This window comes from Deltaproteobacteria bacterium (assembly GCA_016208165.1).
GTDB lineage: Bacteria > Desulfobacterota > Desulfarculia > JACQYL01 > JACQYL01 > JACQYL01.
Map to the genome: position 1 here is coordinate 1 of JACQYL010000096.1, position 11,828 is coordinate 11,828.

Here is an 11,828-nt window from a genome sequence, read left to right on the forward strand (position 1 = left end):
ACCGCGGTACCGAATTTCTTATGGGTTCGAACCCGCGTTTCTGGATACGCCTCGGCGTACCTCAGGGCAAAATCAATGCCGCTGCCTTCCACGACAACGTCGATATCCAGGTTCTGCTTTCTGAGCAACAGATCCCGGACAAAACCTCCAACCGCATAGATGTTGAATTCCACCTCGTCCGCAACGCGCCCCAGAGACTTCAAAAGGTCAATGATGTTCCGCCCTAATCGTTCCCTCATCAAGGCGGCCAGGTTCTTCTTCCGCACATAACCGCTTCTTCTGGGGGAATCGAACAGGTATTGAGGTATGGAAGGATTATCGACGAGCGTGCTTAACAAGTCGGTTCGAGTAATGATCCCCACCAGCTTATCGTCTTCCACTACGGGAAGAACACGCTGGTTATCCCCGACGATCCTGTCCTGGATCTCGGCCACGCCCGCGTCGGGCGCCACGGACTCGAAGTCGCTGTTCATGTATTCCGTTACGCGTAAGTCCTTTAATCCGTGGAATGCGGCCTTTTCCGCCACCTGTCGCGAAAGGTATCCGAGCATCGTGCCTTTCTCAACGATGGGGATCACGTTGATGTTATACCTCAGCAGGGTATCCGCCGCCGCGCCCATGGTCGCTTCCGGGCCGATATAGACCACTGGATAACTCATAATGTCCCTGGCCGTTCTGCTCGCGTTCACCTTACCCTTCAGAAGACGGATCAGCTTCTGTTCCAGCTCGCCCAACGGTTGTTCCTTGACCGATGCGGAGCCGGCCGTCGGATGACCGCCTCCTCCCAACGGCACCAGGATATCACCGACATTCACCTCCGGTATGCGGCTCCTCCCAACCACGAAGACCCGGTCGTCCATCTGGGCCAAGGCGAAAACCGCGGACGTGCTCTCCATGTCCATGAGTTTATGCACCAACACGGCGAAATCACCCACGTACGTTTCTGAAGCCACTTTGGTCAGCAGCACTTCCACCCCGTTCACCACGATCCGTTCCGCCGACTCGATCATTTCATTCAGCAACGATACCTGCTCGACGGATAGCTCGTAGGTCATCATATCCTTTACGAGATCCAGATTCGCCCCTTTGCCCTTCAAGAATCCGGCGGCGTAATAGTCCTCTTCCGTTGTCGAAGAAAACGTAAACGCTCCCGTGTCCTCGTAAATGCCGAGGGCCAATATGGTGGCTTCCTCCGGAGTCAGCGGCAAACCCCGTTCCTGAATGATTCGGGTAAGAATGGTAGTGGTGGCCCCTACCTCCTTGATGACCTCCACTTCGCCCTTTATGTCATCCTTGGCGTTCGGATGGTGATCGTAGATGTGAATCGAAACCCCTTCCTTATCCACAACCTCCTCGAAACGTCCGATACGGGAGCGTTGGCGGGTATCCACCAGGATGAGCCGTGTCACCTCCTCCAGAGGCACGGACTTGAGCTTGGCTATGCCGAGGTCGTACACCATGGACTCGACGAAAAAATTCCGGAGATTCCGTTCCAATGACCCGGGAAAAACGGCTACGGCGTCAGGATAGAGCTTGCGAGCCGCTACCATGGACGCCAGGGCGTCGAAGTCCGCATTCAAATGACAGGTAATCACTTCCACTCGCGTCTCAAGCCTTTCGTCCGTGATCCGATTTCGAACAGCGGAAACTCAGATGAGAGTCCGATAATCCATGTTGCCAGAATGCGAACGACTTGGCAAACCAAACAGTAAGCAGCGACCGCAGCCCCGAACAAGGCATTTTCCTTGGAACGATCGGAGCCATTGGTAAGTTTGTAACCCAACGCATTTCATTTTCTTAATTCCGCCGCTCACCTCACCCTGTGCCCCCCACGCGTCAAATCGTCCAGGCGCCGGCTATGCATGGGTGGCCCGGACAACTTGTTGTCCGGGTCCGCAGGACAAGAGGCTTCTGTACGTTTTGAATAGTCAGGGCGCCTTCCCGCACTGCCTGAGTGGAGCCTCTTGTTGCTTCGCAACGCGGACAACGAGTTGTCCGCGCTACCCGTAGTAGGCTACTATCTTGTGAAGCGAAAGCATCACTCCGTTTCAAAGGATTTCAACGGAGCCTGGGAGGGAGACTTTCTAAAACCTTCCCCCGTAGAACAAAACCGGTTCCATTCTCTCAGCTAATACTAGCAGCCCGTTGAAAAAGCCGGGTTGTTACAGGCCGGTGAAAAACGATGAGATGCAAGGCGCGCAAATCCCGAGTAATGAGACGTACATAGAGTACGTCGCAGTGACGAGGGATGAAGCGCAACGCCGCAGATCGCGTTCTTCACCGGCCTGCTAGGACGAGAATTCTCTGGGGTGGTGTTTTCGATGGATTTCCTTGAGACGTTCCAGCGTAACGTGCGTATAGATCTGCGTCGTGGCAATATCCGCATGGCCGAGCAACATCTGCACGGAGCGGAGGTCCGCCCCGTTGTTCAAAAGGTGGGTGGCGAACGAGTGCCGTAACATATGCGGGCTGATCTCTTTGCTGATCCCGGCTTTCAGGGCGTACTGTTTGATCGTTTTCCAGAACCACTGGCGGGATAACGACCTGCCTCTCCGGCTAATGAATACGGCATCGGTATCGATGCGTCGGGCAATGAGGGGGCGATCGTCATTCAAAAACGTTTTGAGCCACTTTATCGCTGTTTCTCCAAGAGGAATGATGCGCTCCTTCCGGCCCTTACCCATGGTCCGGACAAAACCCACCTCGAGGTTCATATCGAGAATCCGGACGTTGATCAGTTCCGAAACTCGCATTCCCGTGGCGTAGAGCATCTCCAGCATGGCCCGGTCCCGGACGCCGGCCGAATTCGAGGTATCCGGAGCATCCAGAAGTTCTTCGACCTCTTTCGGACTGAGGACCTCGGGCAGGGTCCGCATCATTTTGGGAGACTCGACGTGCTCCATCGGGTTGACGGACAACCATCGTTCCCGGATCAGAAACTTGAAAAAGGTCCGCAATGCGGAAAGCATTCGCGCTTTGCTTCGTCTGGACAGTTTCTGTTCCTCGAGGTGAACCAGGTATCGATGCACTTCGAGAGACGAGATTTTTTCGAGGTCGTCCGCGCCCTGGTCCTGCAGGAAATCGGCCAGGCGGAGAAGGTCCCGGCTGTACGCCTCGATCGTGTTCTCCGAAAGACCCCGCTCCACCTTTATAAAGGCAATAAATTGATCTATGGCGAGTTCGAGATTCACGGCTTCACCCTCCAGCTACATCAGAAAAACCGCTTTCATTCCAGCCGCAGTTGCCCGACTATCTCATCCACACGTCCCACGCCCTGCTCGGCAAGATACTTTCTCAGGCCTTCCACAATGGACACGGTGGTCCGTGGATCCACGAAATTGGCCGTGCCCACCTGCACCGCCCGAGCGCCGGCCAGCAGGTACTCCAACGCGTCATCCGCGCACATGACGCCGCCAATGCCGATCACGGGAATATCGAGGCTGCGTGCGAGGAGCCAGCACAGCCGCACCATGATGGGCCGGATGGCCGGTCCGGACAGCCCGCCCACTACGTTCCCCAGCTTGGGTTTTCGCCGATGCACGTCAATGGCCATTGCCGGGAAGGTGTTGCCCACGCACACGGCGTCCGCGCCCGCTTCCTGGGCGGCCCGCCCTATGATCACAATGTCCGTCACCAGAGGGGTCAATTTAACCCATAGGGGTATCGATGCCGCGGGCCGTACAGCCGCCACCAACGCATTGACGGCTTCCGGGTCCACTCCGAAGGTCTGTCCACCGGATTTGACATTGGGACAGGACACGTTTAGTTCGATGGCCGACACGCCCCCGGCTTCGCTCAATGCGCCGGCCAGACGCACGTAATCATCCACCTGGCGTCCCAGCACATTCACCACCACGGGCACGTCAAACCGTCTAAGATACGGCAGCTTGTCCGCAAGAAACCGTTCGAGGCCCACGTTCTCGAGACCGATGGCGTTTACCATGCCGCACGGCGTTTCAGCCGTCCGGGGGGGAGGGTTCCCCTGGCGTGGTTCCAGGGAAATGCCTTTCACCACAACCGCTCCGAGATCGTTCAGGTCCACATAGGGGGCGAACTCGGCTCCGTAGGCGAAGGTGCCGGAGGCCGTCATCACCGGGTTCTTGAGCACAAGGTCTCCGATGCGGGTCTCGAGCAGCGGTCCGGGCGTCGTCATGTCCTTACCTCCCAGTCCGGCGCATCGAGAGGAAATACCGGACCGTCCTGACAAACATGCGCGTAACCGTTCTTGGTTTTCACCACGCACCCGCGGCAGACCCCGAGGCCGCAGCTCATGTGCGCTTCCAGGGACACCTGGGCCGGAATCGATTGTTCGGCCGCCACGGGACCCAAGGCCTTCAGCATGGGCATGGGTCCGCATGCATAGATTCGAACCTCTGCATCCGACAGCAGGCTGCCTCGAACCAATTGCGTCACCAGACCTTTTGTACCTTTCGAGCCGTCCTCCGTGGCCAATCGCATCTCCACATTCAGGTTTTCAAAGGCCTCGAGCCGAACCAACTCTTCCCCGGTCCGGGCCCCAAAAAACAGGATGAGCCTCGCCGACGGACATTCCCGGCGAATCCGGCGCGCCAGAAACAACATCGGGGCAACTCCGCGACCGCCCGCCACGAGGGCGGCCGTGTCCAGCGGAGGACGCACCTCGAAACCGTTTCCAAGGGGTCCCAGCAGGCCGACTCGCTCACCTTCGCCGCGGCGGCTCAAACGTCCGGTTCCTTTGCCCACGACCCGGTAGAGCAAACGGATTCGTCCGTCGCCGGCATCGTGAACGGACAGAGGTCTGCGAAGCAGGGGATCGTAGTCGTCACCCACTCGAACCATGACGAACTGCCCCGGCGCCGCCCGACTCGAGACATCGGGCGCTTCCAGCTCCAAGAGATAGAAACCCGCTCCGCAAGGAGTCTGACGAATGATGTTGGCTTCCAGGCTGAACATATTTATAACCACCCTACAGAAACAGGTATCACAAACATCCACCGAAGGAAACGTTTGAAATGGTTACCGGCTGGTCCCGCCCAGTTTGTTGGGTTTCGTTCCTCAACCCAACCTACATTCTTTCGCCGGAAAATCGAGGAAGTATCGTAGGTTGGGTTAGCGAGCGCAGCGAGCGTAACCCAACGGATGCCCCGTGTTGTTGGGTTTCGTTCCTCAACCCAACCTACGAACCCCGATGATTTGAGACGTAGAGCGGCATCTTGCCCTTGGACCCGGACAACGAGCTGTCCGGGCCACCCATCCGTCTTCACGTGGCCCTATCGGTCCGGCTTCCTTCCTCAACCCGGCCCAGCCTCTTTCCCCGCCGCACACCGGAGGCCGGCGTCCTTCGAGATACCGGCCACGGTGCCGAACCGGCCGGTCACGCCTTCCGCACGGTAGGAAAAAAACCTCGATGTGTTACAGCGGGTGCAGATTCCGGCGCTCGAAACATGATCCCCGGGTATTCCCGCGTCCGCCAGTTGATCTTCGATGGCCCGCCAGAAATCGAAATGGTCGGCGTGGCCCCGGTAGCGCTGGAGTTCTTCCGGAAACAGGCGCCGGTGGTCACGATATTCGGCGCAACAAGGACCCAGTGACGGGCTCTGAGCAGCCCACATCCGCTCCGGACGACAGCCGAATTCCGTTATCATGGCTTGGACCGTAATTCCCACCACATTTTCCACAAGGCCCCTCCAACCCGAATGCACGTTTCCCACAGCCCCCGCCACGGGATCGTACAAGATCACCGCTGCGCAGTCCGCCTGCCGGATCAGCAGCCCCAAGCCGGGTTTCCGCGTGATTACGGCATCACAATCGTGCGGCATGCCGCCGCCCTCGACCGACATGACTCGACTTCCGTGAACTTGTTTCGGAATCACGAGGTCCGAGAAACCACAGCACTTTCGAACCCGTTCCAGGTTTTCGGCCACGCAAACCGGATCGTCCCCTGCTCCCGAACTCAGGTTCAAACTTCGAAAGCGCCCGCGGCTGACGCCTCCCTGCCGGGTAAACACGGCATGGACCAGCCCGGGAAACCGTTCAAAGCCGGAAAAGCGGAGTACGGGAACCGTGTCCCGAGTCCCCGGAAGAGGTAATATCTGTTGATACACGGGAATGGGCATCCTTTCATCGGCTGTATGCCGGAGAACCGGGGTCCTCCGGGCTGCTGGGGTTCCAGGCCGCTTATTGCTTCACTAGCCAAAAGCTCGGGTTCAATACATCCCTCCCGAGGTCCTCAACCGTTTGAGCAGTTTTAAATCCGCCTTAAACGCGGTCTTGCCTCCAGGCACTTCGAGATACCCGGGCAGACCAACGAACCTCGGATCCCTCATCAGAAGCCGGAAAAATCCCATTCCGACCTGACCCTTGCCAATGCGCTCGTGCCGGTCCACGCGGCTTTTCCGCTCCGTTTTGGAATCGTTGAGATGAAACGCCAAGAGCCTCTCGAGTCCGACGACGCGATCGAACTCCTCGAAGACCGCATCATACCCCTCTTCGGACATGTCATATCCGGCGGCGAACGCATGGCATGTGTCCAGACATACGCCCAGGTCCCAGTGTTCCGGAACCCGATCGATCAGGTCCCTGATCTGCTCGAATCGATGTCCGACGCCTCGGCCCTGGCCGGCCGTATTTTCCAGCAACAACCTGGGGCGGCTCACTCCGGCCTGTTTCAGGCACCAGCCTAACCCTTGTCCGATTCGCTGAAGGCCGGTCGTTTCCCCGTCCCCTCCGTGGGAGCCCGGATGCAGAATCAGATAATTCGCTCCAATGACGTTTCCCCGAATCAATTCGTCCACAAGAGCGTTCCTGGATTTCTTTCGAATGTCGTCATCCGCGGATGCAAGATTGATGAGATAAGAACCATGGACCGAAACGGGCGCCAACTCGTTCGCAAGCATTCCCCCTTTGAAACGCATCACGACATCCGGGTCCAATGGCGCCGAGTCCCATTGAACCTGGTTTTTCGTGAATACCTGCAGGGCCTCCGCTCCGATCTCGAGGCCCCGCCCGACAGCCAGGTCCAACCCTCCGGCTATCGAAACATGCGCGCCCAACAGCATGAAAGCTCACCCTTCTTCGAGCGTCTTGGCGGTCTTGATCATACAGGCCCGGTTGAAATGCCGGTGCCGGCCCCGTCCATGTGCTTGCCTCGCCTACTGAAACGGATTAGACTGGTGGAACCCTTTCGCGAAGGACCTGGGCATGAACAACAGCGATACCCCTAAGTTAAGAGCCGTGGATGCTATTCCCGTAACCTATGAAGGCCGGCGTATGCTCCTGCTCAGAGACCCTCTCAGGTTGACCGCCAACGACGTATGCCTACCCATGGAAGCGGCCTTCCTGCTGCAGTTTTTCGACGGAAGAAGAACCGTTTTAGACATCAAGGCGGAATTCACACGACAAACCGGTTCGTTCCTTTATTCGGAAGAACTCGAGCGCTTGATCGGCCTGTTGGACAACTGCTTCTTACTGGAAAACGAGACCTTTCGCAACGCTTTAGGCCGATTGCAGGAGGAATTCGCCCAAAGCGGCGAACGACACGCCTTCCACGCAGGAACGGGCTATCCGGAAGACCCCGGCGAGCTTGCGCGGCTGATTGAGGGGTTCTACGGCCACCCGGAGGCGCCCCGGGCGACCGAACCAAAGCCTAAAGAACACGTGCGAGGATTCATTGCCCCTCACATCGACGTTCGTTCGGGCGGCCCCACGTTTGCCGCCGGCTACAACGCGCTCAAGAATTCAGCCTCTTTTCCGGACCTGTTTATCATTTTGGGCACGGGCCATCAGGGACTGGAAAATCTTTTCGCTTGCACCCGAAAGACCTTTGTCACTCCCTTCGGTCCGGTGCAAACGGATTCCGATTTCGTGGACCGGCTCGTGTCCGGTTTGCCCGTAGATCTCACAAGAGAAGAACTCGCTCATCGAACCGAACATGTCATCGAATTTCAGCTTATTTTTCTCCAGCACCTGTACGCCGGCAGGCACGAGTTCCAGATCGTACCCATACTCTGTTCCTTCGAGCCGGACTGCCTCCTCCCACGGCAATCCGACGGCAGGGCGGCCCTGTTCGCGCAGTTCGTGGAACGCCTGGGCATGCTCATCGATCGCACCGAAAAGCGCGTCTGTGTGATCGCAAGCGTGGACCTCGACCACGTCGGCCCCAGGTACGGAGATTCATTTCGACCGGACCACGGAACCATAACCCGACACCTGACTGAAGACCGGGAGCTTCTCGACCTCCTCTCCGCAGGTCACACGGAACAGTTCCTGAAAGACGTGGCCTGCAAGAACGCGAGGAAGAAGATCTGCGGATTTTCACCCATCTACACCTTGATGAATGTTCTTCCCGGCGTCAGGGGCGAGTTGTTAAGATTGGACCATACGGTGGTGGACGGCCGGGGGTCGTTCGTAACCTATGCGGCCATGGCTTTCTACGGCGCGTGAAGGCCCGATTTGAGAGCATACGTATGAGCGATGCCGGAAGGGGAGCTTACAAACAGGTTCGGCCTTCCTGCGTCCGGTGACATACGGGGGCATCCCGCAGGAAGGCCGAAAACGGATCTCACTCTCGGGGAAACGGACCTACCGAACGTTTATGGCGATGGTTTTACTGCCGGTCCGTTGGCGTTTGGGGAGCTTGACCTTAAGAATACCGTTCTTGTATTCCGCCTGGACGGCGTCCGCGTCCACCGGAAACGGGAGGCGGATCCTGCGTCTGAAACCGCCGCAGAAGCACTCGGTCTGATGGTAGTCCTCTTCGGCCGCCTCCTCGTGGCGCTTCTTCTCGCCGCTGATCGTCAAGAAATTATCGTGCAGGGAAATGTCAATGTCCTCCGCCTTCATCCCGGGTAATTCGGCCCGCACCAGAACCGCCTCCGGCGTCTGCGATACGTCCAAGGAAGGCGTCCAATTCGAAGGCAACGAAGAACCGAACACCGGATGTTCCCTGAAAAAACAGTCGAACATGTCTTCGATTTCTTCTCTGAGAGCGCTGACCTCTTTCTTTCGCCACGGCGCGATGTTACGCATGAGGAAATCTCCTTGAATTTGGCTGTGGAAGCTCCGGCCCCGTTGAGTGGGACCAGGAAAATCCATCTGCGGCCGGCTCGACATCCCGACGGACCGTTTCTCTTAAACGGAGCTCGGATCGAGCAAACCACGCGTCCTGTTTCGGACTATATTCGGACTAGATGTAGACGCGTTCCCGGCTCTCTTTGAGGGTCGTCTGTACTTCGGACTCATCCTTCGCTCCCCTGAGCCCCACCAGCAGCTTGGTGTCCCGAATCATCCTTGCGAGCGTCTCGAGGATGAGGAGCACCTGGTCGTGTTCACCCTTGGGAGTCAGAAGAACGAACGCCACGTCCACCGGTTTCCGATCCAGGGAACCGAACTTGATGGGTCTCTTCAAGCGTGCGATAACCACGATACCTTCCGAGAGCGCCGACAGTTCGGCGTGAGGAAACGCCACTCCCAGCCCGATCCCGGTGGACATGATCTCCTCGCGATCCACCAGGCTTTCGACCAGTTCGTATTCATCGTCCACGCAACCTAGCATGCATAAGCGGGCTGCTACCTTGACGAAAAGATCCTCCTTGTCTTCCGCCTCAACGTCTAGAAGAATCAGTTCCTCGGGAAGATTCCGAAAAGTGTCCATCGCTTCATCTTCCCTCGAGTCCCCAGGTGGAGCTCCCAGCATCGAGGACCTCTAAACGAACCGTATCGGCACGCCGGCGCGCCCGCCTCGGATGAACTTCCGAGACCCATCACTTCTTCCGCCAACGGCGGAAGTCGACCATTAGGATTAAATTTAGCACCACCTCCGGGAGCTTGTCAAAATGTAATGTGATGAAACGATAGGCCGGTCTCCGGGCATCCTCGCTCGCTTATGCTCTTCCCGTCCGCCTTGGCCTCCAGGCGCTCCGCCCGCTGTCGCTTTTTCTCACGGAGATTGAATCCATTCCGGTGGTTTCGGCTCTTTACAGCCAAGGCGAAACGTCCGAAACGGCCCAATGACCCGGTGGGTCTTCCGCGCCCGCCCGACCTGACGCTTTTTTTCGACCTTTCGCACTTGGGCCTCGTAATGGTTTTCGCCCTGACGGCGCTGGCGCTGAAGCTCCTGAGGGTGAAATGGCTGACAGCCCGTTGACGGGTGCGCGAGGGGCGTTCGGCTTGACAAACGCCCCTCATTCATGATTTGATTATATGAGTATTTGACGAAGGGCGCGTGGCGGGCACACATTTGAATTCGACGAAGGAAAGAGCCTTCCTCCGGGAAGGCTCGAGTCCGCGGGGATCTTCCCGCCATGACCGGACGCCGCTGCATTCGGGAATGCGCCGGATGCGGGACGTCCTTTTGGAGGCTCGGATCGTGAAACGCGCCCGGTTCATCGTTTTTCTTTGCATGACCTGTCTTTTCGGCCATGGCTCCGTCCATGCCGCTCCGGTGCAAGGCCCCGTCCTGCTCACCCAAATCGCCGGCACGGGCACTTCCTGGTTCGGGTCGCCCATCATCCACAACCTCGGCGGCGGCGAACGCAAGCTCATCGGAACCTATTACAGCGTGTACGTTTGGGACAGCGAGTTCAATCTGCTCGATACCGCCCCTTCCGGGGAAGAATATCCCCACCAGGGACGCATTTACGCTCCGGCCGTCTGCGCCGATCTGGATCGAGACGGCGTGTTCGAGATCGTCGTCGGAAGCAATCAGGGTAAGGTGGCGGCGTACGAATGGAAAAACGGGGCGTTGTCCATCAAGAACGGGTGGCCTGCAAGCGCGTGCGACGCGGGACAATGCCCGGAAGTCAGGGGACTCGCATCCGGGGATCTGGACGGCAACGGGTCGATTGAAATTGTGGCCACCACCATCCAGACGTCCGGCGGGGCCCAGGTGTTCGTCTTCAATCCCGACGGAACGTCCTATCAGCCGCCCGGTCTCGAGTATGCCGCCTGGCCCCGATACAACACGGCCACCGGTCCCGGCGGAGACGCCGACTCCAACGGCCAGGGAAACCACGGATACGGCTGTTTCGGCCTCAACGTGGGAGTCGGGAATCTCGACGACGACGCCTTTCTCGAGGTCGTCGTCACCTTCGACAATCACCAGATCAACGTGTTTCAGCACACCGGCGTCAGCATGCTCGCGTCCGACTATTTTACGAACCGTTCCTCGGAATATCTGGGAAATCGCCTGAACTGGGGCCAATTCATCCGGTGGTTCGATAGGCAGGTGGAGGAAGACCACTATCATCTGCACACGGGAACCTGGCCCCATCCGAACAACGATAAATGGATGCAATGGACCGATTCCCCGCCCAATGTGGCTGACCTGAACGGGGACGGGAAAAACGAAGTCGTCTGCGTCTCCAACGTGGAAATGGATGTGCCGTACGACACCAAGCATCATTCCGTCATGGTGCTCGAAGGATCCTACGGTGACGGGTCTCGCAGCGCTCGGCGTCTCCCCGGGTGGGAAAACCTGCCCTCGTCCGATTATCCCCTGAGCCGTGAAGGACACACCTGGTATCCTCCTCCGAATCCGCCCGCGCCCACGGTCGTGAACATTACGGGAGACAGGGCTCCCGAAATCCTGTACGGCGCCCATGATGGGCACATCTATTGTATTTCATCCACGGCAACTCAGTTATGGCGAAGGGACATCCGGCACGGCCGGGCCCTCATGTACGCCTCCGAGATCCGGTCGGCGGATCTCAACCAGGATAATACGCCCGAACTGATCCTCACGACCTATGTGGATCCGGACAATCTGGCGCCGGGGCTCCCTCACGGCTACCTCATGATCCTGGACACCAGCGGATCGATCCTGTTCGATATTCAGCTTCCGGAACAGGGGA

The 11,828-nt window shown here is 58.1% G+C and carries 10 protein-coding genes; 2 read left to right on the plus strand and 8 right to left on the minus strand.

The window, feature by feature from the left end; all coding sequences use genetic code 11:
- The 6 genes from HY788_18070 to HY788_18095 form a co-directional block, all read right to left on the minus strand.
- Positions 1 to 1,601: CBS domain-containing protein (locus tag HY788_18070; GenBank protein MBI4776053.1), on the minus strand; the 1,601-nt coding region annotated here is incomplete at its 3' end.
- Between the two features lie 687 nt (positions 1,602 to 2,288).
- Positions 2,289 to 3,191, minus strand: a complete 903-nt coding sequence (gene xerD / locus HY788_18075) for a site-specific tyrosine recombinase XerD (GenBank protein ID MBI4776054.1) — start codon at positions 3,189 to 3,191, stop codon at positions 2,289 to 2,291.
- Positions 3,192 to 3,226: 35 nt separating this feature from the next.
- On the minus strand, positions 3,227 to 4,153 hold the full coding sequence (locus HY788_18080) for a dihydroorotate dehydrogenase (GenBank protein ID MBI4776055.1): 927 nt from the start codon (positions 4,151 to 4,153) through the stop codon (positions 3,227 to 3,229).
- Positions 4,150 to 4,932 carry a dihydroorotate dehydrogenase electron transfer subunit gene (locus HY788_18085; GenBank protein MBI4776056.1) on the minus strand — a complete coding sequence of 261 codons (783 nt, stop codon included), beginning with the start codon at positions 4,930 to 4,932 and terminating at the stop codon, positions 4,150 to 4,152. Before HY788_18085 ends, HY788_18080 begins: the two co-directional genes overlap by 4 nt.
- Positions 4,933 to 5,270: 338 nt before the next feature.
- Entirely contained in the window at positions 5,271 to 6,083 is an 813-nt protein-coding gene (locus HY788_18090) for a laccase domain-containing protein (GenBank protein ID MBI4776057.1), read from the minus strand.
- A 102-nt stretch (positions 6,084 to 6,185) separates the two neighbouring features.
- On the minus strand, positions 6,186 to 7,037 hold the full coding sequence (locus tag HY788_18095; protein MBI4776058.1) for a deoxyribonuclease IV: 852 nt from the start codon (positions 7,035 to 7,037) through the stop codon (positions 6,186 to 6,188).
- A 142-nt stretch (positions 7,038 to 7,179) separates the two neighbouring features.
- On the opposite strand from HY788_18095, the gene amrB reads away from it, so the two are divergent.
- Positions 7,180 to 8,421 carry an AmmeMemoRadiSam system protein B gene (gene amrB, locus HY788_18100; GenBank protein MBI4776059.1) on the plus strand — a complete coding sequence of 414 codons (1,242 nt, stop codon included), beginning with the start codon at positions 7,180 to 7,182 and terminating at the stop codon, positions 8,419 to 8,421.
- Between the two features lie 138 nt (positions 8,422 to 8,559).
- Here amrB and HY788_18105 read toward each other — a convergent pair whose 3' ends face one another.
- Both HY788_18105 and HY788_18110 read right to left on the minus strand, forming a co-directional pair.
- On the minus strand, positions 8,560 to 9,006 hold the full coding sequence (locus HY788_18105; GenBank protein MBI4776060.1) for an Hsp20/alpha crystallin family protein: 447 nt from the start codon (positions 9,004 to 9,006) through the stop codon (positions 8,560 to 8,562).
- Positions 9,007 to 9,163: 157 nt separating this feature from the next.
- Entirely contained in the window at positions 9,164 to 9,631 is a 468-nt protein-coding gene (locus tag HY788_18110; protein MBI4776061.1) for a PTS sugar transporter subunit IIA, read from the minus strand.
- 684 nt (positions 9,632 to 10,315) lie between these two features.
- On the opposite strand from HY788_18110, the gene HY788_18115 reads away from it, so the two are divergent.
- Positions 10,316 to 11,828, plus strand: a 1,513-nt coding sequence (locus HY788_18115) for a hypothetical protein (GenBank protein ID MBI4776062.1), incomplete at its 3' end; no start/stop codon positions are given.